Annotated in this window: 19 protein-coding genes and 3 pseudogenes; 15 read left to right on the plus strand and 7 right to left on the minus strand. The window is 67.8% G+C overall.

Annotated elements, in window-relative coordinates; genetic code table 11:
* Positions 1-74: 74 nt before the first annotated feature.
* The 3 genes from FXN61_RS08705 (at position 75) to FXN61_RS08715 (ending at position 2,016) form a co-directional block, all read left to right on the plus strand.
* Entirely contained in the window at positions 75-692 is a 618-nt protein-coding gene (locus tag FXN61_RS08705) for an RNA polymerase sigma factor (protein ID WP_167972021.1), read from the plus strand.
* Positions 670-1,113 carry a hypothetical protein gene (locus FXN61_RS08710; protein ID WP_167972023.1) on the plus strand — a complete coding sequence of 148 codons (444 nt, stop codon included), beginning with the start codon at positions 670-672 and terminating at the stop codon, positions 1,111-1,113. The genes FXN61_RS08705 and FXN61_RS08710 overlap by 23 nt, the downstream gene beginning before the upstream one ends.
* 102 nt (positions 1,114-1,215) lie before the next feature.
* Complete coding sequence (locus FXN61_RS08715) at positions 1,216-2,016, plus strand: SAM-dependent methyltransferase (protein ID WP_167972025.1); 801 nt, start codon at positions 1,216-1,218, stop codon at positions 2,014-2,016.
* Positions 2,017-2,561: 545 nt separating this feature from the next.
* Here the strand turns inward: FXN61_RS08715 and FXN61_RS08720 are convergent.
* Positions 2,562-5,510, minus strand: a pseudogene (locus FXN61_RS08720) (GH92 family glycosyl hydrolase); the annotation flags it as partial.
* 91 nt (positions 5,511-5,601) lie between these two features.
* On the opposite strand from FXN61_RS08720, the gene FXN61_RS08725 reads away from it, so the two are divergent.
* On the plus strand, positions 5,602-6,771 hold the full coding sequence (locus FXN61_RS08725; protein ID WP_167972029.1) for an ROK family transcriptional regulator: 1,170 nt from the start codon (positions 5,602-5,604) through the stop codon (positions 6,769-6,771).
* Between the two features lie 219 nt (positions 6,772-6,990).
* Here the strand turns inward: FXN61_RS08725 and FXN61_RS08730 are convergent, their stop codons facing one another.
* From FXN61_RS08730 to FXN61_RS08740, 3 genes are all read right to left on the minus strand, one after another.
* On the minus strand, positions 6,991-8,865 hold the full coding sequence (locus tag FXN61_RS08730) for an acyl-CoA dehydrogenase family protein (RefSeq protein WP_167972031.1): 1,875 nt from the start codon (positions 8,863-8,865) through the stop codon (positions 6,991-6,993).
* 134 nt (positions 8,866-8,999) lie between these two features.
* Positions 9,000-9,683, minus strand: a complete 684-nt coding sequence (locus tag FXN61_RS08735) for a DUF305 domain-containing protein (protein ID WP_167972033.1) — start codon at positions 9,681-9,683, stop codon at positions 9,000-9,002.
* The gene (locus tag FXN61_RS08740) at positions 9,683-10,507 is read right to left on the minus strand and encodes a thioredoxin-like domain-containing protein (protein ID WP_167972063.1); all 825 of its coding nucleotides are present in this window, start codon (positions 10,505-10,507) and stop codon (positions 9,683-9,685) included. The genes FXN61_RS08735 and FXN61_RS08740 overlap by 1 nt, the downstream gene beginning before the upstream one ends.
* A 169-nt stretch (positions 10,508-10,676) precedes the next feature.
* On the opposite strand from FXN61_RS08740, the pseudogene argS reads away from it, so the two are divergent.
* From argS to rho, 6 genes and pseudogenes are all read left to right on the plus strand, one after another.
* Positions 10,677-12,304 (plus strand): annotated as a pseudogene (gene argS / locus FXN61_RS08745) (arginine--tRNA ligase).
* Positions 12,304-13,722, plus strand: a complete 1,419-nt coding sequence (gene lysA / locus FXN61_RS08750) for a diaminopimelate decarboxylase (protein ID WP_167972035.1) — start codon at positions 12,304-12,306, stop codon at positions 13,720-13,722. Before argS ends, lysA begins: the two are co-directional and overlap by 1 nt.
* A gap of 1 nt (position 13,723) precedes the next feature.
* On the plus strand, positions 13,724-15,028 hold the full coding sequence (locus FXN61_RS08755; protein ID WP_167972037.1) for a homoserine dehydrogenase: 1,305 nt from the start codon (positions 13,724-13,726) through the stop codon (positions 15,026-15,028).
* Entirely contained in the window at positions 15,025-16,080 is a 1,056-nt protein-coding gene (gene thrC / locus FXN61_RS08760) for a threonine synthase (protein ID WP_167972039.1), read from the plus strand. The genes FXN61_RS08755 and thrC overlap by 4 nt, the downstream gene beginning before the upstream one ends.
* Entirely contained in the window at positions 16,077-16,922 is an 846-nt protein-coding gene (gene thrB / locus FXN61_RS08765; RefSeq protein WP_167972041.1) for a homoserine kinase, read from the plus strand. The genes thrC and thrB overlap by 4 nt, the downstream gene beginning before the upstream one ends.
* Positions 16,923-17,244: 322 nt before the next feature.
* A pseudogene (gene rho, locus FXN61_RS08770) lies at positions 17,245-19,222 on the plus strand (transcription termination factor Rho).
* Positions 19,223-19,634: 412 nt separating this feature from the next.
* Here the strand turns inward: rho and FXN61_RS08775 are convergent.
* Positions 19,635-20,021 (minus strand): hypothetical protein, encoded by a 387-nt coding sequence (locus FXN61_RS08775; RefSeq protein ID WP_167972043.1) that lies wholly within the window; start codon positions 20,019-20,021, stop codon positions 19,635-19,637.
* Between the two features lie 240 nt (positions 20,022-20,261).
* Between FXN61_RS08775 and rpmE the strand changes: the two genes are divergently transcribed.
* The 5 genes from rpmE to prmC all read left to right on the plus strand — a co-directional run bounded on the left by rpmE (position 20,262) and on the right by prmC (position 25,141).
* The gene (gene rpmE / locus FXN61_RS08780) at positions 20,262-20,474 is read left to right on the plus strand and encodes a 50S ribosomal protein L31 (RefSeq protein WP_030472471.1); all 213 of its coding nucleotides are present in this window, start codon (positions 20,262-20,264) and stop codon (positions 20,472-20,474) included.
* 89 nt (positions 20,475-20,563) lie between these two features.
* Positions 20,564-21,628 (plus strand): peptide chain release factor 1, encoded by a 1,065-nt coding sequence (prfA, locus tag FXN61_RS08785; RefSeq protein WP_167972045.1) that lies wholly within the window; start codon positions 20,564-20,566, stop codon positions 21,626-21,628.
* 22 nt (positions 21,629-21,650) lie between these two features.
* A complete protein-coding gene (locus FXN61_RS08790; RefSeq protein ID WP_167972047.1) occupies positions 21,651-22,859 on the plus strand; it encodes an acyl-CoA thioester hydrolase/BAAT C-terminal domain-containing protein in 1,209 nt (402 codons plus the stop codon).
* 11 nt (positions 22,860-22,870) lie between these two features.
* Positions 22,871-24,256 carry a dihydrolipoyl dehydrogenase gene (gene lpdA, locus FXN61_RS08795; protein WP_167972049.1) on the plus strand — a complete coding sequence of 462 codons (1,386 nt, stop codon included), beginning with the start codon at positions 22,871-22,873 and terminating at the stop codon, positions 24,254-24,256.
* An 18-nt stretch (positions 24,257-24,274) separates the two neighbouring features.
* On the plus strand, positions 24,275-25,141 hold the full coding sequence (prmC, locus tag FXN61_RS08800; RefSeq protein WP_167972065.1) for a peptide chain release factor N(5)-glutamine methyltransferase: 867 nt from the start codon (positions 24,275-24,277) through the stop codon (positions 25,139-25,141).
* Between the two features lie 2 nt (positions 25,142-25,143).
* Here the strand turns inward: prmC and FXN61_RS08805 are convergent, their stop codons facing one another.
* Both FXN61_RS08805 and FXN61_RS08810 read right to left on the minus strand, forming a co-directional pair.
* The gene (locus FXN61_RS08805) at positions 25,144-25,467 is read right to left on the minus strand and encodes a hypothetical protein (RefSeq protein ID WP_167972051.1); all 324 of its coding nucleotides are present in this window, start codon (positions 25,465-25,467) and stop codon (positions 25,144-25,146) included.
* Positions 25,467-26,843: AbeC-like domain-containing protein (locus FXN61_RS08810; protein WP_167972053.1), on the minus strand; the 1,377-nt coding region annotated here is incomplete at its 5' end. The genes FXN61_RS08810 and FXN61_RS08805, both read right to left, overlap by 1 nt.

Here is a 26,843-nt window from a genome sequence, read left to right on the forward strand (position 1 = left end):
ACGGTGTTTTCGTCAAATAGTTGTATCTGGGGAGCAACCTCGGCCTCCGCAAGTTGTGACCGCAAGGAGTCGACGTGACCTCTGGATCCCCGATCGCCGCGCTCGTGAGCGCGGCGGCCGAGGGCGACCAGTCGGCGTGGAACGAGATCGTGGACCGTTACACGCCGCTGGTGGTGTCGGTGATCTACAAGCACCGGCTGCGCCCAGCGGATGCGTCCGACGTGAACCAGACGCTGTGGCTTCGGCTCGTGGAGCAGATCGGAAGGCTGCGCGAGCCGGAGGCGTTGCCCGGCTGGATCATGACGACCACCCGGAACGAGTGTCTGCGCGTGCTGCGCGTGCAGCAGCGGACGCACCTCTACGACCCGTTGTCCGAGTCCGACGCGCTGGAGTCGGAGCAGACGGACGCGGACGTGGAGTCGGACCTGCTGGCCGTGGAGCGGCGCCAGGCGCTGCGGGACGGGTTCGCCGAGCTCACGGACCAGTGCAAGCGGTTGCTGACGAAGCTGATGACCGATCCGCCGCCGAGCTACCAGATCGTGAGCGAAGAGCTCGCGATGCCGGTAGGCAGCATCGGCCCGACGCGGATCCGTTGCCTCGAGAAGTTGCGCAAGACCCCTGCGATCGCAGCATTCCTGGGATCGCCGGTGCAGAGAGGAGGTGTGCTGGGTGCGGCACGACTGGGACAGTGACGAAGTACTGCTCGATGCCTTGCGGGACGCGTTGAGCACACCTTCGGAGGAGGTTCCGCCGGAGTTCGTCGAGGCCGCGAAGGCCGCGTTCACCTGGCGGAACATCGACGAGGAGCTGCTGCTGATCACGTCGTACGACTCCGTGCTGGACGACACGCTGTTCGCCCGTGCGCGGTCGACGGCGACGGCGCGGCAGCTCGTGTTCGACGCGGACGGCGTGATGCTGCAGGTGGAGGTGTCGGCGGCGGGGATCACCGGTCAGCTGATGCCGGCGTCCGGGTCGGTCACGCTGGTGACGCCGAACGGCGACCACGAAACCGCGCCCGTCGACGAACTGGGGACGTTCGTGATGGGGGTAGCACCGCGAGGACCGGTGAAGTTCCGGTTCGCAAACGGGTGCACCGATTGGTTTATCCTCTGACTCACCATTCGAGTGACAGTGGAATTCATTCGTTCGGCCCACATCTGCGGCCAGTAGGGTTGTCGACGCTCAGAATTCACATCGCGAGAGGTGTGTGCTGCTGTGGTCGATCGAGTCAGCTGGGTCCCGGAAGGTGTCAACGTCGACGTCCCGAGTTCCGCCAGGATCTACGACTACCTCCTCGGCGGCGGGCACAACTTCGAAGCGGACCGCGAGACGGCTGAGGCCCTGATCAAGGTGCTGCCGGTGCGGGACATGGCGCGGCGCAACCGCGCCTATCTGCGCCGTGTCGTCCTGGAACTGGCTGGCCTCGGCATCCGGCAGTTCCTTGACCTCGGTTCGGGCATCCCGACCGTCGGCAACGTGCACGAGGTGGCGCACGAGGTCGCACCCGAGTCGAAGATCGTGTACGTCGACTTCGAGCCGGTCGCGATCACGCACGCCGAGCTGATGCTGGCCGGCGAGCCGAACGTGACGGCGTTGCTGGGCGACCTGCGCGAGCCGGAGAAGGTGGTGGCTCAGGCTCGGGAACTGCTCGACTTCTCGCAGCCGATCGGCCTTCTGGTCGTGGGTGTCCTGCAGTTCATCCCGGACTCCGACGACCCCTGGGGCGTGTTGTCCCGTTACGTGGAATCGCTCTCGTCCGGTTCGTACCTGGCGCTGTCGCACTTCACCGCGGACAGCATGCCGGCGGCCATGGCGGCCGGTAAGGAGATCTTCGCCAAGACCGCCGAGCCGATCACGCCGCGCACCAAGGCTCAGGTCGCGGACATGCTGGCGGGCCTGGAGGTCGTGGAGCCCGGCATCGTGTTCACGCCCGAGTGGCGGCCGGAGACGCCGGAGGACGTCGGCTCGGATCCGTCGAAGGCCAACCTCTACGCCGCGGTGGGCCGCAAACTCTGATGGCCACTTCGCCCTTCGCGAAGCGCTGGGCGGCTGTTCTGATCGAGAGCGCGTACTCGCCGATGTCGCGGCGAAGGCTGACGCAGCATCTCGAGGAACATGCCGTCCGGCTGCGTGCTGGGCGGACCAGTGTCGATGGGGGTGCACCCGCCGTCGGCGAATGGCTGGTGCGCAACCACTTCACCGGGCCCGACTCGTTGCGGCGCACGCTGGAGGTGCTGTCCGGTGAGTTCCCAGCCGAGGTGCTCGGCGGGCTGGCGGCCGGGTACGTGCGGGCGACGCGCGACCAGCTGTTCGCCGAGCAGGAGAAGGTCAAGAACGCCCTGCTGAAGGCAGTCGAGGACGCCCAGCGCGACCTGCACGACAGCGAGGCGCGCTTCGCCCAGGTCTTCGCGTCGACGGCGATGGGCATCGCGATCTTCGACGTGCACGGCACGGTCGTGGAGGCGAACGAGGCCCTGGCCACCATCCTGGGTCCGCACGTCCCGCGCCTCGATCATCTCGTGGATCACGCCGCCGTAGCCGCCGGGGAACTTGGCCGTCTCCGGCAACGTGAAGAACTGGTCGAGCTTGGAAGCCAGCTTGTCCCGCCCGCCGTACAGGTTCGCGAGGCCCTGTCCGTCGTGCGGCACCGTGAACGCCATGTTCCAGCCGTTCGTCTCGGTGTAGTCGTAGCGCCAGTCCTGCGGGTTGTACTTCGCCGGGTCCTCGACGCGCCACGAGCCGTCGACGTTGCGGCCCTGGAAGAAGTCGATCCGCTTGTCGAACGTCAGCACGTAGTTCTGGGCTCGGTTGAGGAAGTACTCGTACTCCTCGGCGTACCGCTTCTCGCCCGTCTTCTCGTGCAGCGCCTTCGCCATCGACGCGATGCCGAAGTCGTTCAGGTAGCCCTCGATCGCCCACGACCACGCCTCGTGGAGCTGGTCGTTGCCGGTCCAGCCGAGGAAGATCGACCGGTCCATGCCCTTGCGGCCGACGTTGTTGCTCGGCGGCACCACCGAAGCGTTCTTCACCGCGGCGTCGTAGGCGGCCTTGATGTCGAAGTTGCTGACACCCTTCAGATAAGCGTCCGCGAACGCCACGTCGGAGCTCGTGCCCGTCATCAGGTCCGCGTAACCGGGGGAGGACCAACGCGAGATCCAGCCGCCGTCCTTGTACTGCTGGACGAAGCCCTCGGCCATCTCGCCCGCCTTGGACGGGGTGAAGAGGCTGTAGGCGGGCCAGGTCGTGCGGTAGGTGTCCCAGAACCCGTTGTTGACGTAGATCTTGCCGTCCACGATCTTGGCGCCCGTGCGGGTCGGCGAGTTCTCACCGACGAGCGGCGCCACCGGGGACGCGTACTGGATCTTGTCGCCGACCTTCTCGTAGCCCGAGTTCGGGTAGAGGTAGAGCCGGTACATGTTGGAGTACAGCGTGATCAGCTGCTCTTCAGACGCACCCTCGACGGTGAGGATGCCGAGCACCTTGTCCCACGCGGCCTGCGCACGGTCGCGCACGGCCTCGAAGGTGTCCGAGCCGCTGATCTCCTGGTCCAGGTTCGCGCGAGCCTGATCGACCGAGATCAACGAGGTGGCGATCCGCAGCTGGACCGTCTTGTCCGCGAACGAGAAGTAGCCGCCGACCGCGTCACGACCGGCGCCCGTCAGGCGACCGCTGCCCGTGACGGCCTTGTCGACCTTGCCGTAGACGAACAGGCGCGTCGCACCCGTCGACAGGCCGCTCTTCACGTCCGAGAAGCCCGTGACGACACCGTTTTCCGCGTCCAGGGTGAGACCACCCAGGTTGCTGACGTTGTCGAACACCAGGTTCTTCTGGCCCTCGTCGGTGAACGTGAACCGGAACATCGCCGCGTGGTCGGACGGCGCGATCTCGGTCTTCATGCCGTTCTCGAAGGTCACGCCGTAGTAGTGCGCCTTCGCGATCTCGTTGTCGTGCTTGAACGGCAGCGACCGCAGCGCGCGGTCCTGCGTCGGAGCCTTGTCCGACGGCATGACCTGGAACGTCTGGCGGTCACCCATCCACGGGCTGGGTTCGTGGGACGCGGTGAACGCCTGCAGCGTCGGCAGGTTCTGCGCGTTGTTGCGCTGCTGGTACTCGTAGAGCCACGAGATCGAGCCCGCGTTGGTCATCGGGGACCAGAAGTTGAAGCCGTGCGGCACCGCGGTCGCCGGGAAGTTGTTGCCCCGCGAGAACGAGCCGTTCGAGTTGGTGCCGCGTGTGGTCAGCACGTAGTCAGAGGGCTTCGCGTACTGCTTCCTGACGACATCGCCGATCTTGATGTCGTCGAACCAGGCACCGAACTCCGTGGGGCCCTTGGGGCCGTCGTAGGCGACCAGGATCCGCTTGATCGTCTTGCCGGCCGCGACCCCGCCGATCGTGGACGCCACCTTGTTCCACTGGTTGGAGTACAGGAACTTGCCCGCGCCCTGGCCCTGCGGCGACAGCACAGCGCCGTGCTGGTCCACCGCCTTGAGGTCGCTCAGGTACGTGCCGTCGGAGAACGCGAGGTCCACCGACGAGTACGTGCTCGGGTAGTTCAGGTTGTCGGTCACGAAGTCCGGGAAGATCATGTACGACAGCTCGGTCTGCGGCTCGACCTTGACGTCGACGTCGAAGACCTTGTTGTAGCTGTAGGCGCGACCTTCGGTGGTGTGCTTGCCCTGGGTCCGGAACGCCTTCACGCCCGTCCAGCCGACGCGCGACTTGGACGTGTAGCCGCCCGTGGGGCCGTTGCCGACGATGCTGCGCATGTTCGGCGACGGCGGGTTCGTGGAGCCGTCGGAAAGCTGCACCTCGGCGAGCTGCACGATGTTCGAGGAGCCGTTGTTCAGCGTGATGTCGAGCTTGTACCAGGTGAACGACTGCGGCGCCGCGATGTCGTAGAGCTTGGTCTGGAAGCGCTCGGCGAACGTCTCGCCGGTGCGGGTGTCGAGCACGGTCCAGTCGGTGCCGTCGTTCGAGCCCTGCAGCGTCCAGTTCTTGGGGTCGCGCCCCGGCTCGTCGTTGGCGGAGGACAGCGCGTACTTCCTGATGGTCTGGGCGCCGTGCTTGGTGAAGTCGAACTTCGCCCAGCCGGTGGTGGCGAAGACCAGCCACTTGGTGTTGACGCTGCCGTCGGTGAGGTTCGTCGCGTACTCGCCGGCTTCCGCGTACTCACCGTTGGCCGTCACCGTCGCATGTTCGGCGACGTTGCCGGGGATGCCCGTGCCGTCCGAGCCGATCACGCCCGCCGACTTCGGGTTGCCCGCCGCGTCGGTCTCGACGGTGCTCACCCATGATGGTTGCGGTTGACCGTCCTCAAAGGACGACGAAAAGCCCACGCCTTGCTCCTCTGGTGCGGCGGCCGCAAGGCCGTTGGTGACGCCGCACACCAGTGTCGCAGTGATCGCAACGCTCAACAGAGTTCTGGTTCGTCTCTTCCCCAGTTGCCTCATTGCAACCCTTCCGCCGCCTTGCCTGCCCCGTTCGCGAGGGAGCGTTTCGGCACGTGACATCGTTGTCAAGAGATCAGGCGGAAACTGTCTTCGAACCTGTCCTCTCCACGGTCGCGGGCACGGAACACCGGTCAAGATCTAGACTCGATCGGTGACCGACCGCAAGCCGCCAGAGGTGGGCACACCAGCGGGCATGCGCGTGCTCAACCAACGCGCTGTGCTGGACCGGTTGCGCCGTCTGGGTGCCGCCACCCGGCCTCAGATCGCGAAGGACACCGGGCTGTCCAAGCCGACGGTCGGGCAGGCGCTGGTGGATCTCGAACGCCACGGCCTCGTGCGCCCGATCGGCCGCACCACAGCGGGACCCGGCCGTTCCGCGGTGGTCTACGAGCCGAATCCGGCCGCGGGGTACGTGCTGGGCGTCGACATCGGGCGGGAACGGATCCGGGCGGCTGTGGCCGATCTGGGCGGGTCCGTGGTCGCGCGCGTGGACGAGCGCAACCGCAGCCGGTCGGCTGCCGCTCTGGTGCGCACGGTGACGGAGCTGGCTTCCCGGACCGTGGCCGACGCGGGGATCGCGTTGGCGGACGTCGTGGTGAAGGTGATCGGCAGCCCCGGCGTGATCGATCAACGCTCGCGCGTCGTGCGGCACGCGCCCAACCTGCCGGGCTGGGAGTCCGCCGGGGTGCTGGACGGGCTGGAGTCGTCGCTCGGGCCCGTGGTGCTTGTGGAGAACGACGCCAACCTGGCTGCGCTGGGGGAACACGTCTACGGCGCGGCTCAGGACGTTCGTGTGTTCGTGTGCGCGACGGTCGGCACTGGCGTCGGCATGGGCATCGTGGTCGACGGCGTGCTGTTCCGCGGTGCGCACGGGGCTGCGGGCGAGGTCGGCTTCCTGCCGTTCGGCAAGTCCGCTTCGGACGTCCAACGTGGACAGTTCGAGGAGGCTGCGGCGGCGGAATCCGTTGTGGCACTGGCTCGTGAGCGCGGACTGTCGGCGCGCTCGGCTCGTGAGGTGTTCACGGCCGCGCGTTCCGGTGACGCTCAGGCACTCGAGGTCGTGCGGGTGGAGGCGGAACGGCTCGCGTTCCTCGTGGCCTCGGTGTCCGCGGTGATCGACCCGGAGCTGGTCGTGCTGGGCGGCGGCGTCGGGTCGAACGTGGACCTGCTGCTGTCCCCTTTGGAGGCCGCGCTGCGCACGATGACGCCGCTGGCGCCCCGGATCGTGGCGGGTTCGCTGGGTGACGGCGCGGTGCTCTCCGGAGCACTCGCGATGGGCCTGGAGGCGGCCCGTCAAGTGGTCTTCGAAGTTACTCTCTGAGAGTAATTGAGCGACCCCCACCTGGTAGTTCACTCAATTGTCGTAACTGTTAACGGCGTTTTGTGGCTTAGCGTTACGGAACCTCCACCTGGAGGGTGTTGTGTCCTTCCGTTGCAAGGGGAGTCGGTAGGGGGATGCGGGGGACGTAGCCCCCTACCGACCGTGCACTGGGCAGGTGCCGCGCCCGCACCCATCAGCCTGCCCAGTGCAGTAACGGGCTCAGCGCGGTGTGGGCCTGTGGACGTTCGGCACGGACGCCGCGCGATGAGTCGAGTCCGCGATCCACCTGCCGGGGATGGACGCGTCCAGCACGCCCTCCTCCAGCCACGTGAAGTCACCGTCCATGACCTGCTTGGCCAGCACCTGGTCGCTGTCGTCGGTGTTCTTCCACAGCTTCTCGAACAGCTCGTCGACCCGGATGCGCGCCTGCTTCGCGAACGCGTCCGCCAGCAGCCGCGAGTTCGGGTTCTCGTCCTGGGCGGCCCGCACGCAGGCGGCGCTGATCGCGAACAGCTCGGCGCCGATGTCCACGATCCGGCTGAGGAACCGCTGCTTGCGCTCCATCTTCCCTTGCCACCGCGACATCGCGTAGAACGTCTGCCGCGCCAGCTTGCGCGCCGACCGTTCCACGAACCGCAGGTGCTTCGCGAGAGGGCCGAACTCCGTGTACCCGGCAGGGCTCTGGCCCTTGCCGACGACGAGCGTGGGCAGCCACTTCGCGTAGAACCCACCGGCCTTGGCCGCCGCCTTCATCTTCTTCTGGCGGTCAGCGTCGGGGTCGATGATGTCGCCGGCGACGCTGAGGTGGGCGTCCACCGCTTCGCGCGCGATCAGCAGGTGCATGATCTCCGTGGAGCCCTCGAAGATCCGGTTGATGCGGAGGTCCCGCAGGACCTGCTCGGCCGCGATGCCGCGTTCTCCGCGCGCCGCTTGGCTTTCCGCCGTCTCGTAACCGCGCCCGCCGCGGACCTGCACGAGCTCGTCCGCCACCAGCCAGGCCTTCTCGCTCGCGTAGAGCTTGGCCAGCGCGGCTTCGATGCGGATGTCGTGGCTGCCGGCGTCCGCGAGCTCGGAGCTGAGGTCCAGCACGGCTTCCAGAGCGTAGGCCGTCGCCGCGATGTAGGCGATCTTGCCGGAGATGGCCTCGTGCTTGCCGACCGGCAGACCCCACTGGATGCGTTCGGTGGACCATTCGCGTGCGATCTTCAAGCACCACTTGGCACTGCCCGCGCACAGTGCGGGAAGGCTGAGGCGGCCGGTGTTGAGGGTGGCCAGTGCGATCTTGAGACCGGCGCCCTCCTTGCCGATGACGTTCTTCTTGGGCACCCGGACGTTGTGGAACCTGGTCACGCCGTTCTCCAGGCCGCGCAGGCCCATGAACGCGTTGCGGTTCTCGACGGTGATGCCTTCCGCGTCGGCTTCGACCACGAACGCGGTGATGCCCCTGTCCGGTACCTGTGCCATGACGACGAGGAGGTCGGCCACGACACCGTTGGTGGTCCAGAGTTTGACGCCGTTGAGGACGTAGTCGTCGCCGTCGGCCACGGCTGTGGTGCCGAGCCGGGCGGGGTCACTGCCGACGTCCGGTTCGGTGAGGAGGAACGCGGTGATCTCGCCCTTGGCGCACCTCGGAAGGAACTCGGCCTTCTGTTCAGGGCTGCCGAACATCGCGACGGGTTGCGGGACGCCGATGGACTGGTGCGCGCTCAGCATGGCGCCGAGCGCCGGGCTGGCACTGCCGACCAGCATGAGGGCCTTGTTGTAGTAGACCTGCGTGAGGCCGATGCCCCCGTACTCGGGCTTGATCTTCATGCCGAACGCGCCGAGGTCCTTCAGGCCCTTGAGCACGTCGTCGGGGATCTGCGCGTCCCGCTCGATCACGGTGTTGTCGATGTGGGACTCGGTGAATTTTCGGAGTTTTTCGAGGAAGGCCTCGCCTCGCTCACGGTCCTCGGCCGTGCCACTCGGATGTGGGTGGATGAGGTCGATGCGGAAGTGACCGAGGAAGAGCTCTTTGCCGAAGCTCGGTCGCTGCCAGCGGGTTTCCCGTGCTTGTTCGGCGACCTGCCTGGCCGCGCGCTCGTCGACGGTCATGGTTACCTCCGAGTAGGGGTGTGACCCACGTTACTCAGCGGTAGGCGGATGTCCACAGGCTCGGCGGGTGAAAGCTTCGCCGCAAAGCAAAGGGCCGCCCCCACCTGGGGACGGCCCTCACGACGGACACCGGGTCACGGCAGCGGGGCGGCTCCGCGCTTGGCCAGGTAGTCCTTCATCAGCTCGGTCTCGGCGGACTGCGACTTCAGCATGTTGTCGGCCAGGGTCCTGACGACGGACTGCCCTGCCCGCGTCGCCGCGTACTCGGCCATCGGCGCCCCGCCCGTGTGGTGGCGGAGCATGAGCTGCAGGAAGTACACGTCGAACTCGCCTCCGGACAGCGTCCGAAGCTTGGTCAGTTCCTCGGTCGTGGCCATGCCGGGCATGAGCGGCTTGCCGGCCTCGGGCGTGGTGGCGCCGTGGCCGTGGATGCCTGCGTCGTTCATCCACGCCATGTAGACGCCGGACACGTTCTGCTCGTGCTCGTTCCACATCATCAGCCAGCCCTTCATGCGCCCGACCTGCTCGAGCTGGGTGGAGGCGATGTCGAAGGCCAGCTGGCGGATCTCCGGATCGGCCGAGCGATCACGGGCGATGTTGGCCATCTGGATGCCTTGCAGGTGGTGCATGGACATGTCCTGGCAGAAGCCGACGTCCGCGGAACCGGAGGCAGGGGCCGCGGACGAGGTCGAGCCCGGCAGCTTCACCAGCAGGCCGACGGCCGCGCCCAGCAGGAGCACGGCCAGCACCGCGGCGCCGATCACGAGGGTCCGAGCGACCCCGGAAGGACGCTCGGACACGGTCTCGTCAGAACTCATCAGCTCGATGGCGGCGTCGAGGCGGAGCCCGATGTCGGAGGCGTGCTCGCGTTCGGCTGGGCCTCGGTCTTCGACTCGTCCTGGCCGCCGTCCATCGGCACGGCGTCGGCGCCCGGCTTCTCGGCCACGAACGGCGCCGGGTTCGACAGGAACTGCGCGTTCTCGCAGGACGCGCCGACCTCGGGGTAGGTGTTCGGGTTGCGCAGCAGCGACGAGATGAACTGGTCGACGCGCTCGTCCTCGGCCTTCTCGAGCTTCAGCTGGTGGCCCCAGGACTGCAGCGAGATCGGCTTGTCGAGGCCGGGGAATGGCGACAGCATCATGTACGGGATGCCCTCGACCTTGGCCTTGAGCTTGGCCAGCTGGTCGTCCTTGACCTGGTCGGGGTTGTAGGCGATCCAGACGGCGCCGTGCTCGAGGCCGTGGACCATGTTCTCCGTGCGCACGGCCTTGTCGTAGACGACGCCGGTGCAGTCGGCCCACGTCCCGTCGTGCGGGCCGCCGAAGGCAGGGGTCTGGTCGTACGCGACGCGCTGCGTCGGCTGAACGTGGCGGGAGCCCTTGTACTCCTTGGTCACGATGCCGGCGAGCTGCTGCGACGGATCCTTGTTCGTGTCCGAGGGCTTCCACTTGGCCAGGGCGGCCTCTTTGACGTTGTTCGCGTGGATCTGCGTGTACGCATATCCGAACACGCCGCCCGCGAGGCCCAGCACGGCGATCACCGCGATGATCGTGCCCCACGGCTTCGGCTTGCTCGCCACCACCGAGGAACGGGCTGCGGCCACGCTGTTGCGTGTGGCCTTCGTCTTCTTGCCGCTGGTCATGTCCGCCTCAGATGTCGTCCTGGTCAACCGGCGCCAGTGTAGGGACTTCGTGTCTGATCACTGTCAGCGCGTAGCGATACCACGTGGCCATTAACACTTGCCGTCTCACCCTCCGAGACCCGGTAACCCGGTCGAGACCTGCGACAACGCTTCTCTAGACTCTCGGGGCGTGACCCCTGAAGCGCTCGCCGATCTCGTCAGGACCACGGTTGCCCAGTTGCTGGCCGACCGAGGTCTGGACGCCGCCGCTCTCCCCGAGCAGGTGACGGTCGAGCGACCCAGGAACCCCGAGCACGGGGACTACGCCACGAACATTGCGCTCCAGCTCGCCAAGAAGGCCGGCGTCGCGCCGCGCGACTTCGCCACGTGGCTCGCGGAGGCTCTGCTGACCAGGGCCGCCATCGCCAAGGCCGACGTCGCCGGACCGGGCTTCCTCAACCTCACCATCGCGACCGAGGCCCAGGGCGCGATCGTCGAGGACGCGCTGAAGGACGGCTACGGCACCGGCGCGGAGCTGGCCGGTCAGAAGATCAACCTGGAGTTCGTCTCCGCGAACCCGACCGGCCCCATCCACCTGGGTGGCGCGCGCTGGGCGGCCGTCGGCGACGCGCTCGGCCGGGTCCTCGAAGCCCGTGGCGCCGAGGTCACCCGCGAGTACTACTTCAACGACGCCGGCGCCCAGATCGACAGGTTCGTCCGGTCGCTGATCGCCGCCGCGAAGGGCGAGCCGGCCCCCGAGGACGGCTACGCGGCACCTACGTGAGCGACATCGCCGCCGAAGTGCTGCGCCGCGAGCCGGGCGCACTGGGCGACCAGGAGACGGTGCGCAGGGTCGGCGTCGGGCTGATGTTCGAGGAGATCAAGAGCAGCCTGCACGACTTCGGCACCGACTTCGACGTCTTCTTCCACGAGGACTCGTTGCACCAGAGCGGCCGCGTCGACGAGGCGGTCGCCAAGCTCAAGGCGAACGGCTCGCTGTACGAGAAGGACGGCGCCTGGTGGCTGCGGTCGACGGACTTCGGTGACGACAAGGACCGCGTCGTCATCAAGAGCGACGGCAACCCGGCCTACATCGCCGGTGACATCGCGTACCTCGTCGACAAGCGCGCCCGCGGTTTCGACCTCTGCATTTACATGCTCGGCGCGGACCACCACGGCTACATCGCGCGCCTCAAAGCCGCGGCGGCCGCCCTGGGCGACGACCCGGACACGGTCGAGGTGCTGATCGGCCAGCTCGTGAACCTCGTCAGCGAGGGCCAGCCGGTGCGGATGAGCAAGCGCGCGGGCACCGTGATCACGATGGAGGACCTGGTCGACGCGGTCGGCGTGGACGCGGCCCGCTACGCCATGATTCGGTCGAGCGTCGACTCCGGCCTCGACATCGACCTCGACCTGCTGCGCAAACACAGCAACGACAACCCGGTCTACTACGTGCAGTACGCCCACGCGCGCACGTCGTCGATCCTGCGCAACGCCGCCGACCTCGGCATCACCCCGGGCGAGGACTTCGCGCTGCTCACCCACGAGCGCGAAGGCGACCTCATCCGCACCATCGGCGAGTTCCCGCGAGTGGTGGCCACCGCCGCCGAGCTCCGTGAACCGCACCGCGTCGCTCGTTACCTCGAGGAGCTCGCGGGCACGTACCACCGCTTCCAGCAGGACTGCCGCGTGCTGCCGCGCGGCGACGAGGAGACGACTCCGTTGCACCAGGTCAGGCTTCAGCTCGTCAGCGCCACCAGGCGCGTCTTCGCCGCGGGCCTCGGCCTGCTCGGCGTGACCGCCCCGGAGCGCATGTGATGCGCGCGCATCCGGCCGGACCCCGGCACGCCGACGTCATGGTCCCCGGCACCACCGCCGGTGACCGCCCATCGACCGCCGACCAGCTCGACTACCTGCACCCGACGGTGTGGCCGCGCAACGCCTCCAGGAACGCCTCTGGCGTCGTGGAGCTGGCGGGCGTGGACGTGCGCGGACTCGCCGAGCAGTACGGCACGCCGCTGTTCGTCATGGACGAGCAGGACTTCCGCGCACGCTGCCGTGAGCACGCGGAGGCGTTCGGCGACCCGACGCTCGTGCACTACGCCTCGAAGGCGTTTCTGAGCGTCCAGGTCGCGAAGTGGGTCGCGGAAGAGGGCCTCTCGATCGATGTCTGCAGCGGCGGCGAGCTCGCCATCGCACTGCGGGCGAACTTCCCGGCCGAGCGAATCGCGTTGCACGGCAACAACAAGAGCGTTCCCGAGCTGATCGCGGCCGTCGAGGCAGGCGTTGGCGGGGTCGTGCTCGACTCGTTCCACGAGATCGCGCGTCTCGACCAGATCGCGCGTGAACGCGGTGTGGTGCAGCCGGTGCTGATCCGCGTGACGGTCGGTGTCGAGGCACACACGCACGAGTTCATCGCGACCGCGCACGAGGACCAGAAGTTCGGCTTCTCGCTGTCCTCCGGCGACGCCGCCGAGGCCGTGCGCCGCGTGCTCAAGGCGAGCGGACTCAAGCTCGTCGGCCTGCACAGCCACATCGGCTCGCAGATCTTCGACGCCAGCGGCTTCGAGGTCGCGGCCCGTCGCGTGATCGGCCTGCTCGCCGACGTCCGCAAGGAGCACGGCGACATCGCCTCGCTGACCGTCGTCGACCTCGGGGGCGGTCTCGGCATCGCGTACACGCCGGACGACGACCCGCCCCCGCCCGCGGAGCTGGCGCGGCAGCTGCACAACATCGTGCAGAAGGAGTGCGAGCACAACGGCCTGGAGATGCCTCGCATCGCGGTCGAGCCGGGTCGCGCGATCGTCGGCCCCGGAACGGTCACCGTGTACGAGGTCGGCACCATCAAGGACGTCGAGCTGGACGGTGGCGCGCGGCGCCGGTACGTCAGCGTCGACGGCGGGATGAGCGACAACATCCGCACGGCGCTCTACGACGCGGTCTACGACTGCAAGCTCGTCTCACGCGCCGCGGAGCCCGAATCGCGCGCCGTGCTGTGCCGCGTCGTGGGCAAGCACTGCGAGTCAGGTGACATCGTGGTTCGCGACTGCTGGCTGCCGGACGACCTCGCACCGGGAGACTTGGTGGCGATCGCTGCGACCGGGGCCTACTGCTACTCGATGGCGAGCGGGTACAACCGACTTCCGAGGCCCGCGCTCGCCGCGGTGACCGACGGTGAGGCGCGGCTGCTGCTGCGTCGTGAGACCGAGGACGATCTGTTCCGTCTGGAGGTATGAGGTGTCGGACGTAGTGAAACCTATTCGGGTCGCCCTGCTCGGTTGTGGCACGGTGGGCACGGAGGTAGTCCGGCTGCTGACGGACCAGGCTGAGGACCTCACCCAGCGCGTCGGCGCGCCGGTTGAGCTCGCGGGCATCGCCGTGCGCAGGCCGAACAAACACCGAGAGGTGCCGGAGCACCTGCTCACCACGGACGCCGCCGCGCTGGTGGCGTCGGACGACGTCGACGTGATCGTCGAGGTCATCGGTGGTATCGACCCGACGCGCGGGCTGCTGCTGGACGCGTTGAAGGCGGGCAAGTCCGTCGTCACCGCGAACAAGGCGCTGCTGGCGGAGTACGGGCCTGACCTCTTCGAGGCAGCCGACGCGTCCGGTGCGGACCTCTACTTCGAGGCCGCCGTCGCCGGCGCGATCCCGTTGCTGCGCCCGTTGCGGGAATCCCTTGCGGGAGACCGGATCACGCGCGTCATGGGGATCGTGAACGGCACCACGAACTTCATCCTGTCCGCGATGGACGCCACGGGCGCCGGTTACGCCGAGACGCTCGAGGAGGCCTCGCGCCTGGGTTACGCCGAGGCGGACCCGACCGCCGACGTCGACGGGTTCGACGCGGCCTCGAAGGCCGCAATCCTTGCGTCCCTTGCGTTCCACACGCGCGTGACGGCAGCGGACGTGTACCGCGAGGGCATCCGTTCGGTGTCCGCCGCGGACATCGCGGCGGCCAAGGGCCTCGGCCGCACGGTGAAACTGCTCGCGATCTGCGAGCGCGTCACCTCCCCGTCCGGCCAGGAGTCAGTCGCCGTTCGAGTTCACCCGGCCATGATCCCCAGGACGCATCCGCTGGCGAGCGTGAACGGTGCGTTCAACGCGGTGTTCGTCGAGGCAGACGCGGCGGGGGAGATGATGTTCTACGGGCAGGGCGCCGGTGGCGCCCCCACGGCGAGCGCGGTCGTCGGCGACCTGGTCGCCGTGGCGCGCAACAAGGTCGCGAGCGGACGTGGTCCGCGCGAGTCGGCCTACGCCGCGCTTCCCGCGCAGCCCATGGGAAACACGCCCACGCGCTACCACATCAGCCTCGACGTGGCGGACAAGCCCGGTGTCCTCTCGCAGGTCGCCGCGGTGTTCGCCGAGCACCACGTGAGCATCGCCGCGGTGCGCCAGGAAGGCCGCGTCGAGGACGCCAGTCTGGTGATCGTCACGCACGCGGCGACCGACGCCGCGCTGCGGTCCACTGTGGACAAGATCGGTGGCCTCCCCGTCGTGCGGGACGTCGTCAGTGTGATGAGGGTGGAGGGCGAAGAATGAGCGGTGCGTCCAGAGCAGGCTGGCCCGGTCTCATCCACGCGTACCGCGACAGGATCGAGATCCCCGAGGGCGCGGAGATCGTGACGCTGCACGAAGGCGGCACGCCGCTGGTGCACGCGAAGCGGCTCTCGGCGCTCACGGGTTCCGAGGTCTACGTGAAGGTCGAGGGCGCGAACCCGACCGGCTCGTTCAAGGACCGCGGCATGACGGTCGCCATGACGTACGCGCTCGCGTCCGGCATCAAGGCGGTCATCTGCGCCTCCACCGGCAACACGTCGGCGTCCGCTGCCGCCTATGCGGCGAAGGCGGGTCTGACCGCCGCGGTGCTGGTGCCGAGCGGCAAGATCGCGATGGGCAAGCTCGCGCAGGCCGTGATGCACGGCGCGAAGATCCTGCAGATCGACGGCAACTTCGACGACTGCCTGGAACTGGCGTCCAAGACCGCGGCCGAGTACCCGGTGACGCTGGTGAACTCGGTCAACCCGGTGCGGCTGATCGGTCAGCGGACCGCGGCGTGGGAGATCTGCGACGTGCTCGGCCAGGCGCCGGACTTCCACTGCCTGCCGGTCGGCAACGCGGGCAACATCACCGCGTACTGGCAGGGTTACAAGGCGTACGAACAGGGCCTGCCGAAGATGTACGGCTTCCAGGCCGCGGGCGCTGCGCCGCTCGTGTCCGGCGTGCCGGTGACGAACCCGGAGACGATCGCGACCGCCATCCGGGTCGGCAGCCCGGCGTCGTGGACCGGCGCCATCACCGCGCGGGACGAGTCCGGCGGCCTGATCGACGCCGTGACCGACGACCAGATCCTCGCGGCGTACCGCCTGCTGGCCGGCAGCGAGGGCATCTTCGTCGAGCCCGCTTCGGCCGCGTCCATCGCCGGTCTGCTGATGACCGCCGAGGACGGGCGGCTCCCGAAGGGGTCGACGGTTGTGTGCACCGTCACTGGTCACGGTCTCAAGGACCCCGACACCGCGTTGCTCGGTGTCACCGAGGTCGAGCCGGTCCCGGTCGACCCCGGTGCGGTCGCACACGCGCTGGAGCTCGCGTGAGGTTTCTCGTTTCCGTGCCCGCGTCGACCGCGAACCTCGGTTCGGGGTTCGACGCGCTGGGCATGGCGCTCGGGCTGTACGACGAGATCGAGGTGGCCACGGCTGATGGCCTCTCGATCGTCGTGGAGGGCGCCGGATCGGGTGAGGTTCCGCTCGACGAGACCCATCTCGTCGTGCGGGCCGTCCGAGCAGCCGGATACACCGGTGGGCTCGCCCTGAGGTGCCGCAACGTCATTCCGCACGCACGCGGGTTGGGCTCGTCGGCCGCGGCGATCGTGGCGGGTGTCGCAGCCGGATTCACCCTGACGGGTCGCGAGTTGGACACGGACGCGTTGCAAATCGCTGCTGAGTTTGAAGGTCACGCGGACAACGCGGCGGCCTCTTTGTTCGGCGGCGTTGTCGTTGCATGGTCAGAAGGAGAGCGCTACCGCGCGGTTCGGATGGAGCCCGACGCACGGGTGCGCCCTGTCGTGCTGATTCCGTCCCAGGAGTCGTCCACCAAGACCACGCGCGGCCTGCTTCCGGCCGAAGTGCCGCACTCGGACGCCGCGCACGCCGCGGGACGGGCGGCCCTGGCGGTGCACGCGTTGACGACGGATCCGTCGGTTCTCCTTGCTGCGACTGAGGATCGCCTCCACCAGAACTACCGCGAGCCCGCGTGGCCCGACACCGTCCGGGTGATCAACGATCTTCGCAAGCTCGGTGTTCCCGCCTGCGTGTCCGGAGCGGGACCCACCGTGATCGCGTTCGGCGACCTCCCGGCCGAGGTGGACGTGCACGGCTTCGACGTGCGGAGACTCGACGTCGACACCGCCGGCGTGCGCGTTCGTCCATTGGACTGACACGCCCGACCCCGGTTGTTGCATGCCGGGGGACCGGCGTCTACCCTCGGGGGCGATCAGTCACCGCGCGCACGGGCGCCGGTGTCGCGCTCGGACACTCGTTCCGAGTCGCAATCCTTTTGTGTTCCGGCTCTGTGCCGTGCGGGCGGGGCGGACGCAAAAGAGGCACCCGATCGCCGTGTGACCTGAGAAAAGTCCCGTGCTTGCCGGAAGCGGTTCATGCTTCCGTCTGCATCGGACTTGACCGTCGTTCCCCAGTTGAAGCGGGAAGACGGGTCCGCTGGGCCGCGTAGGAGGCGGGGCCTGGTCAGGAAGGACTTGTGTGAGCAACACCGATTTGCTGAGCAGCGACGTCGCAGCTGCATCTGGTTCTGGAGCCGAGGAGAACGCTCTGTCCACCCCTTCGAACGGCACGACGCCGCGCCGCCGCGCGGGTCTGTCCGGCATGGTGCTCGCGGAGCTGCGTGAGCTCGCCGGCCAGCTGGGCATCACCGGAACCGCAGGCCTGCGCAAGGGCGACCTGATCGCGGCCATCAAGGAGAAGCAGGGCTCTGGCGCCCCTGCCAAGGCCGAGAAGCCCGCGAAAGCCGAGAAGGCCGCCGCGAAGGCTGAGGCTCCCGCCGAGAAGCCGGCAGCCAAAGTGGCTGAGAAGGCCGCCGAAAAGCCTGTTCAGCAGCAGCTCGAGGTAGCGGAGAAGCCCGCTGCCGCAGCTGCTCCCGCCGACTCCGGCTCGCGTCGGAGGACGGCGGCCGCCGTGGCAACCGCCGCCGCCGTTCCGGCCGCCGGTGGCGGCACGCCGAGGCGGGCGAAGGCCAGCAGGAACAGCGCTCCGAGCGGCCTGACCGGGGGGAACGCCAGGAGCGTTCCGACCGCGGTGAGCGTCCCGGGCGCCAGGATCGCGGCGAGCGCGCTGAGCGTTCGGAACGCCAGGACCGTGGCGAGCGCACCGAGCGTTCCGACCGCGGTGAGCGTTCTGACCGCCAGGACCGTGGCGACCGCAACGAGCGCGGCGGCCGTGACCGCAACCGCGACCGCCAGGGCGGCCAGCAGAACGACGACGACGGCGATGGCCGTCGTGGCCGGTTCCGCGACCGTCGCCGCCGCGGTGGCCGTGGCGAGGGCGGCGAGCGTCCGGACCGCGAGACCGAGGTCCGCGACGATGACGTCCTGCTCCCGGTCGCGGGCATCCTGGACGTGCTGGAGAACTACGCGTTCGTCCGCACCTCCGGCTACCTGGCCGGCTCGAACGACGTCTACGTCTCGCTCTCGCTCGTGCGCAAGTACGGCCTGCGCCGCGGCGACGCCATCACCGGCGCCGTGCGCCAGCCGCGCGACGGCGAGCAGCAGCGCCAGAAGTTCAACCCGCTGGTCCGCGTCGACAAGATCAACGGCCTGGACCCGGAAGAGGCGCGCAACCGCCCGGACTTCACCAAGCTGACGCCGCTCTACCCGAACGAGCGTCTGCGCCTGGAGACCGAGCCGCACATCCTCACGACCCGTGTCATCGACCTGGTGATGCCGATCGGCAAGGGCCAGCGCGCCCTGGTCGTGTCGCCTCCGAAGGCCGGTAAGACCTCGGTTCTGCAGTCGATCGCCAACGCGATCACGAAGAACAACCCCGAGTGCCACCTGATGGTGGTCCTCGTGGACGAGCGTCCTGAAGAGGTCACCGACATGCAGCGCTCGGTGAAGGGCGAGGTCATCGCCTCGACCTTCGACCGTCCGCCGTCGGACCACACCACCATCTCGGAACTCGCGATCGAGCGCGCCAAGCGCCTGGTCGAGATGGGCCACGACGTGGTTGTGCTTCTGGACTCGATCACGCGTCTGGGTCGTGCTTACAACCTGGCGGCGCCGGCTTCCGGCCGGATCCTGTCCGGTGGTGTCGACTCGACCGCGCTGTACCCGCCCAAGCGTTCCTGGGTGCTGCCCGGAACATCGAGGGTGGCGGTTCTTTGACCGTCATCGCGACGGCGCTGGTCGAGACCGGTTCTGCCGGTGACTCGGTGATCTTCGAGGAGTTCAAGGGCACGGGTAACGCCGAGCTCAAGCTCGACCGGAAGATCGCGGACAAGCGGACGTTCCCGGCTGTCGATGTGGACTCTTCCGGTACTCGTAAGGAAGAGCTGCTGCTGTCGCCGGACGAGATGGCGGTCACGCACAAGCTGCGCCGGGTGCTGCACGCGCTCGACGGGCAGCAGGCCATCGATCTGCTGCTGGACCGGCTGCGGAAGTCTCGCACCAACATCGAGTTCCTGATGCAGGTGGCCAAGACGACGCCTGGGGCTGAGCAGGACTGATCGGCTTCGTTCGTTTCACGTGAAAAGATCCCCGGTGCTGGTCGCCGGGGGTCTTTTTGCTTTGGTTCACTCGAATGCCGAGGTGCGGTTGGCGCGTCGGTTGGGTGGGTCGTCTCCCTGTTGGGTTGGCGGGTGCCGGTTTCGTGTCCGTAGGTGGTTGGGTTGCGTTGGTTAGCTGGCGGTTGCTTGCGTTTCTGGGGCTCCGCCCCAGACCCCGCCAATCTGATCAAAGACCTGTCCAGCGCCGCGCGCGGGTTGATGGCACGCCTGTTGCTTTTGGCGGCTTGCGGCTGCGTAGGTGGTGCTGTTGTTGGTGACGGGACCACCCCACCAGATGGGTGTGTGAAGGGCGGGCTCGGCTGCGCCTTCGCGGGGGCTCGGCTTCGCCTTTGCCGTTGTGTGAAACTGCTGGTCAGCGGCAGTCTGAGGCTGGCGCGCTCTCGTCGTTCTGCACCAGGCACTGGAACACCAGCCCCAGCAGCACCGGCAGGCCCACCACGGTCGTCGCTAGCGCGGGGATCTCCACCGCGCCCACGAACACGCCGAACGCCAGCACTGCGGCTAGGTACGGCCAGCGGAGCCAGATCCGTTGCCAAGAGTGTCTCCACCGGACTCCGCTTGACACGGCGGCGGCCACGGCTACTCCGGCTCCGGATACGACTGGAGACAGGGGCACGGTGGTCCAGGATGCCGTGATCAGCCCTGCCGACCCCATCAGGCCGAACACGGCGGCGGAGAAGAGGAACGGCACTGCGAGCCACAGTTTGGGGCTCATCGGCCGTTCGGCGGTGCAGAACACGGCACACAGTCTGATGGACAGCCACCAACAACACGGAGCCGTATGTGGTCGAACGGCGTCACCTTGCGCCGAACGGCCTATCACAGAGGTTGAGCGGTTGTGACTTCAGCCACGCCGAGGCGTCGGGAACAACCGCGTTTTTGCACGTGTTGAAGGGTCTGGCAAACTAAACGGTCGAGTCCGGCTCCGGTTCACCCATCATCGAGGGACCCGGCGGCCATCCTTGAAAGGGACAAGATCTTGAAGACTGGCATCCACCCGGAGTACGTGACCACTGAGGTCACCTGCGGCTGCGGCAACACCTTCACCACCCGGAGCACCAAGACCTCCGGCTCCGTGCACGTCGAGGTCTGCTCGAACTGCCACCCGTTCTACACGGGCAAGCAGAAGATCCTGGACACCGGTGGCCGCGTCGCGCGCTTCGAGGCGCGTTACGGCAAGCGCAACAAGTAGCTGCGTTAACGGCGCCTGACCTCGGCAAACATGCCGAGGTCAGGCGCCGTTGTCGTCTGTACTACCTACCTAACAGGGAGTCGAAGACCGTGTCGCAGTCGCTGGACAGCTTGCTCGCCGAGTACGACGAGCTCGAGAAGAAGCTCGCCGATCCGGGTGTTCACGCTGACCAGGCCGGCGCGCGCAAGCTCGGCAAGAGGTATGCCCAGCTCGGGCCGATCGTGCAGACGGCTCGGGAGATCGAGCAGGTCAAGAGTGACCTCGGGGCGGCCAAGGAGCTCGCCGCCGAGGACCGGTCCTTCCAGGAAGAGGTCGAGCTGCTCGAGGAGCAGCTCCCCAAGCTGGAGGAGAAGCTCACCGAGCTCCTGCTGCCGCGCGACCCGCACGACGGTGACGACGTGCTGCTGGAGATCAAGTCCGGTGAGGGTGGCGAGGAGTCCGCGCTGTTCGCCGGCGACCTGCTGCGCATGTACACGCGGTATGCCGAGCGGCAGGGCTGGAAGGTCGAGATGCTCGACGGCACCGACTCCGACCTGGGCGGCTTCAAGGACGTCACCATCGCCATCAAGGCCAAGAGCACGACCCCGGACGGCGTCTGGAGCCGGCTGAAGTGGGAGGGCGGCGTGCATCGCGTGCAGCGCGTGCCCGTCACCGAGTCTCAGGGGCGCATCCACACGTCGGCTGCCGGTGTTCTCGTCTTTCCGGAGACCGAGGAGACCGCCGCGGTCGAGATCGACGAGAAGGACCTGCGCATCGACGTCTACCGGTCCTCCGGCAAGGGTGGGCAGTCGGTCAACACCACCGACTCCGCGGTCCGCATCACCCACCTGCCGACCGGCATCGTCACCTCCTGCCAGAACGAGCGCAGTCAGCTGCAGAACAAGGCTCGCGCCATGCAGGTCCTCCAGAGCCGCCTGGTGGCGCTCGCCGAGGAGCAGAAGGCGCAGGAGCAGAGTGACGCACGTCGCACCCAGATCCGCACGGTCGACCGGAGTGAACGGGTGAGGACCTACAACTTCCCCGAATCGCGAATTTCTGATCACCGGGTTGGGTACAAAGCGCATAACCTGGACCAGGTGCTCGACGGCGACCTGGACGCGGTGGTGGACGCGCTGGCCGCCGCCGACCGGGCAGAACGGCTCGCAGGCGGTTGATCCGACGTGAGAGGGGCGCGTTGTGGCCGAGATCCTGGTGAACCCGCAGATCGCGCCCCTCGACCAACCGGTCGACATCGTCGTTGTGGGCCTGCCGCCCGGCGACGAGGTCACCGTTCAACTGTCCACAGGTGACCGTGCGTCCCACGGCGTCTTCACCGCCGATGAGCGCGGCGTCGTGGACCTCACCCGGCACGCCCCGCGCGAGGGCACCTACCGCGGTGTCGACCCGATGGGGTTGTTCTGGTCGCTCGAACGCACCGGCGGCAAGCCCGGGCCGATGTGCCTGTCGGTCGAAGGCGCCGGCGAGGTCGAGCTCAAGCGGCTGACCGTCCCCGAAGGCGTCGAGCGCGTCGAGGTGCGTGAGAACGGTCTGGTGGGCACTCTCTTCGCCCCTGAGGACGACGGAGGCGAGCTGCCGGGCGTCATCGTGCTCGGCGGCTCCGAAGGCGGTCTCCACGAGACGGACGCGGCTCTCCTGGCCGCGCACGGGTTCGTCGCTTTCGCGCTCGGCTACTTCGGCATGAAAGGGCTGCCGGAGCGCCTCGTGGACATCCCGCTCGAGTACTTCGGCACCGCGATCGACTACCTCTCGGAACGATCGGGCGAGATCGGCGTGATCGGCGGCTCGCGCGGTGCGGAGTTGGCGTTGCTGATCGGTGCGACGTTCCCCCAGGTCAGGGCCGTGGTGAGTGTGGTGGGCAGCGGCGTGGTGACCCAGGGCATCGGTCCTGGCGCGAACCTGCTGCAGAAGCTCTCGTACGAGGCGGCGTCGTGGACTTGGAAGGGTGAGCCGCTGCCGTACCTGCCGTACTACGTGAGCGGCGAGCTGCGGTCGAAGATCGTGAACGACGAACCGGTGCCGCTCAGGCTCGCGTTCGACCTGAGCGACGGCATCCCCGAGGACACCGAGATCCGGGTCGAGAACATCGTCGGGGGTGTGTTGCTCATCTCGTCCGGGCACGACGACGGGTGGCCGAGCACGGAGCTGAGCGAGGCCGCGATGCGGCGGCTGAAGGATCACGAACACCCGTTCCCGTTCGAGCACGTCGTGTATCCCGAGGCAGGACACCTGATAGCGGCTCCGCCGTACCGTCCGGCCACCGACGTGACCTATCCGGGGCCCGGTGTCACCTTCTCGGGTGGTGGTGTTCCGCACGCCACAGCGCACGCCCAGGAGAACGCTTGGAAACGGACGGTTGAGTTCTTGCAGGAGCAGCTCGGGACCTAGGGTGTGTGCTCATGAGCGCACACTTTGATGTCGTCGTCGTGGGTGCGGGTCCCGGTGGCTACGTCGCCGCGATCCGGGCGGCTCAGCTCGGGCTGAAGACCGCCGTCGTCGAGGAGAAGTACTGGGGCGGTGTTTGTCTCAACGTCGGCTGCATCCCGTCGAAGGCGTTGTTGCGCAACGCTGAACTCGCGCACATCTTCACGCACGAGCAGAAGACGTTCGGCATCAAGGTCGACGGCACCGTCAGCTTCGATTACAGCGCGGCGTGGCAGCGCAGCCGCAAGGTCGCGGACGGGCGCGTCAAGGGCGTGCACTTCCTCATGAAGAAGAACGGCATCACCGAGTACAACGGGTGGGCCAACTTCACCGACGACCACACGCTGACCGTCGGGGACGAGACGATCACCTTCGGCCACGCGATCATCGCCGTGGGCGCCACGACCCGGATGCTGCCGAACACGCAGAAGTCCGACCGCGTCGTGACCTACGAAGAGCAGATCATGACCGAGGACCTGCCGGAGTCGATCATCATCGCCGGCGCGGGCGCGATCGGCGTCGAGTTCGCCTACGTGCTGCACAACTACGGCGTCAAGGTCACCGTCGTCGAGTTCCTCGACCGGATGGTGCCGCTCGAGGACGCCGAGGTGTCCGCCGAGCTGCTCAAGCGCTACAAGAAGCTGGGCATCGACGTGCGCGTCGGCACCCGCGTCGAGTCGATCGACGAGTCCGGCCCGAAGGTCCGCGTGACCGTGTCGAAGAATGGCGCGAACGAGGTCCTTGAGGCCGACAAGGTGTTGCAGGCCATCGGTTTCGTGCCGCGCGTCGAGGGCTACGGCCTCGAGAACACCGGCGTGAAGCTGACCGAGCGCGGCGCCATCGACATCGACGGCCGCTGCCGCACGTCCGTGCCGCACATCTTCGCCATCGGCGACGTCACCGCGAAGCTCATGCTCGCGCACGCCGCCGAGTCGATGGGCATCATCGCCTCGGAGACCATCGCGGGTGCCGAGACCATGGAGCTCGACTACGTGATGATCCCGCGGGCGACGTTCTGCCAGCCGCAGATCGCGTCGTTCGGCTACACCGAGGCGCAGGCCCGTGAGAAGGGCTTCGACGTCCAGGTCGCGAAGTTCCCGTTCACCGCGAACGGCAAGGCGCACGGCCTCGGCGACTTCGGCGGGTTCGTGAAGCTGATCAGCGATGGTACGCACGGCGAGCTGCTCGGCGGCCACATCATCGGCCCAGAGGCGACCGAGCTGCTGCCTGAGCTCACGCTGGCCCAGCAGTGGGATCTCACGGTCCACGAGGTCGCCCGCAACGTGCACGCGCACCCGACGCTGAGCGAAGCGGTCAAGGAAGCTGTGCACGGCCTGGCCGGGCACATGATCAACTTCTGAGATAGCTTCTCACCGATGATGAACCGGCAGCCGCTCCGCCTCGCCATCTCCGAGGCGGCCAAGATCCTCGCCGAGGCGGGCGTGGACAGTCCGCGCGTCGACGCGGAGTTCCTGGCCGCGCACGTGCTCGGCGTGGAACGCGGGCGGCTGCCGCTCATCCCGCTGGTCGATCCGTCCGTGATCGACCAGCTGCACAAGCTCGTCAGGACGCGGGCCTCGCGCATTCCGTTGCAGCACATCCTCGGCTGGGCGCCGATGGGGGCCATCACGGTCGAGGTCGGGCCGGGCGTGTTCGTGCCGCGGCCGGAGACCGAGCTGCTGATGGAGTGGGGCCTGAAGGCGCTCGTCGGCGTTTCCTCGCCTGTCGTCGTGGATCTGTGCACGGGAACCGGTGCGTTGGCGCTGTCCATCGCCGCCGCCCGGCCGGACGCGGTGGTGCACGCCGTCGAGATCGATCCGCAGGCGCTCGCGTGGACTCGGCGCAACGCTGAAGCACGCATCGCGGCAGGGGACACGCCGATCCGGTTGCACTCCGGCGACGCCACGGATCCGTCGTTGCTGTCCGATCTGGACGGGCTGGTGGATCTCGTGGTGTGCAATCCGCCTTACGTGCCAGAGGGAACCCCCGTGCAGCCCGAGGTCGGGGTGCACGATCCGCACCACGCGGTGTTCTCCGGTGCGGACGGGCTGGACGTGATCCGGCACGTCGTGTCCGCGGCCGCACGGTGGCTCAAGCCCGGTGGCGTCGTCGGGATCGAGCACGATGACACGCAAGGTGAATCCGTGCCGGCGCTGCTGGCGGCACGCCGGGTGCTCACGGACGTGGCCGACCACACCGACCTGGCGGGGCGGCCGCGGTTCGCGACCGCCCGCAAAGTCGGTTAGCTTCAGAACAGCGCGTCGAAGGCCTTCGCCAGGTCCTTCATCTGCTCGCCGAGGCCCCGGTCGGCCAGCTTGTCCATCAGATGCGTCGTGACGTCCTTGCTGGGATTGGGTTTGCGCGCCTCGACCCGCAGGTCGTCGACCACCTCGATGGTCGACGTCGGCGCCTGGGCGGTGTTGAGGTCCTCGCGCAGCTCGTCGAGGAGTCGCAGCACGGCGGCGACGTCCTTGATGTGTCCGATGTGGACGTCCCCGGTCCTGGCGTGCCCGCTGGTGCCGACGTTGCTGCCGATCACCGGCCCCTGGATCTCGAACTTCCGTTCGTTCATCAGCTTTCCTTGCCCGTGCTGACCTTGGTGCTGCCCGTGCGTGCCTTGCCGGCCGTGGCGATGTTGCTGGAGATCACCGGGCCGGTGATGTGCACGTTGTTGTTCGTCACCTGCATGGCCTGTTCCATGAACTCGGCGACCGAGATGCCTTTGCTCTCCAGGAACTCGCCCATCGTGCGCAGCAGCCGTGACTCCAGCACCTTGATGTAGCGCTCGACGTCGGTGAGCTGGAAGTAGTTGTCCACCTGGCTTCTGCTCGCGAGCTCGCGCAGGCTGGTCCTGGCGCCGTACCGTTCCGCGACGAACGTGCCCTCGGCCTGGTGGATCGGGTTCATCCAGCCGACTGCCGTCGCGAACCGCCTCGGCAGCGTCGCGGGGAACCTCAGCAGGTCGACGACCGCCTCGAGGAACGGCTGCATCGACTGCTCCGGCAGCACGTCGATGTGGCGGTGCCGAGCTTCGATCGGGTGCAGGATGCAGGGCGTCCACTCGACGTAGAGCATCTCCTCGTCGAGCCCGAACGTCAGGTACGCGGACACGACGACGTCCCGGTCCCAGGTCTCGACCTGGAACGAGCGGAAGTAGCGCATCCACTCCATCGGCCTGGCGATCAGATCGTCCACAACGGACTTGGCGACCGCTGTCTCGGGTGAATGGTCCTTGTCCGGCAAGACGATCCGCGCCTCGGCGTCGTCGATGTGGTCGATCAGCTCGATGGAGGAGACGACGACGCAGTCGCCCGTCCTCAGCTCGCGCAGCCGGTGGGCTGGCGAGAGCGACGGTGAACGGCCGGTCTTGACCAGCTCGCTCGTGAGGTGCTCGTACAGCTCCGCCAGGGCGAATCCGGGCATCGGCGCGTCGGTCTTGTCCTTGTCGGGCTTCAGCGGCAGCGCCATGGACCACGGCTCGAACATCGTGCCGGACCCGACGAACGGCCGGTAACCGTGATAGACGATCACCTGCGCCTCGTCGGGGTCGTCAGGCTCGTCGTCCTCCTCTGTCGGGTAGAGCTCGAGCGCTTCGGCGTAGTTCGAGTGCCCGAGCCGCCGGACCTTCCACTCGTTGCGCCACAGCTCCTCCTCGCCAGGGCTCGTGCGGAAGTTGGCCCGCCGGAAGCTCTTCGTGACCAGGAGCCAGGCGATGACCCGATCGGCGAGCAGCACCACGAAGATCAGCGCGATCGAGATGATCACGACCGCGAGTCCGGCGTCGCTGCTCTCCTGCGCGTACTCCTCGTACCTGTACCTGCTGTAGCTGCTGCTTGCGTCGAGCTCGTCGGTGAACTTGTACAGCACGAAGAACAGCGCGATCGCGCTGGCGACCGAGCCGAGCGCGAGCGGCCCGCGCATGTGCGGCGAGGCCTGCCGCACGCGTCG

The sequence above is a fragment of the Lentzea indica genome (assembly GCF_012184385.1).
Lineage (GTDB): Bacteria > Actinomycetota > Actinomycetes > Mycobacteriales > Pseudonocardiaceae > Lentzea > Lentzea indica.

What these genes read in the sequence shown, in the direction of transcription:
- FXN61_RS08730 (WP_167972031.1), bottom strand. Translation starts at nt 8,865, where the DNA reads ATGACCGTCGACGAGCGCGCGGCCAGGCAGGTCGCCGAACAAGCACGG.
- FXN61_RS08735 (WP_167972033.1), bottom strand. Translation starts at nt 9,683, where the DNA reads ATGAGTTCTGACGAGACCGTGTCCGAGCGTCCTTCCGGGGTCGCTCGG.
- FXN61_RS08740 (WP_167972063.1), bottom strand. Translation starts at nt 10,507, where the DNA reads ATGACCAGCGGCAAGAAGACGAAGGCCACACGCAACAGCGTGGCCGCA.
- lysA (WP_167972035.1), top strand. Translation starts at nt 12,304, where the DNA reads ATGCGCGCGCATCCGGCCGGACCCCGGCACGCCGACGTCATGGTCCCC.
- thrC (WP_167972039.1), top strand. Translation starts at nt 15,025, where the DNA reads ATGAGCGGTGCGTCCAGAGCAGGCTGGCCCGGTCTCATCCACGCGTAC.
- lpdA (WP_167972049.1), top strand. Translation starts at nt 22,871, where the DNA reads ATGAGCGCACACTTTGATGTCGTCGTCGTGGGTGCGGGTCCCGGTGGC.
- prmC (WP_167972065.1), top strand. Translation starts at nt 24,275, where the DNA reads ATGAACCGGCAGCCGCTCCGCCTCGCCATCTCCGAGGCGGCCAAGATC.
- FXN61_RS08805 (WP_167972051.1), bottom strand. Translation starts at nt 25,467, where the DNA reads ATGAACGAACGGAAGTTCGAGATCCAGGGGCCGGTGATCGGCAGCAAC.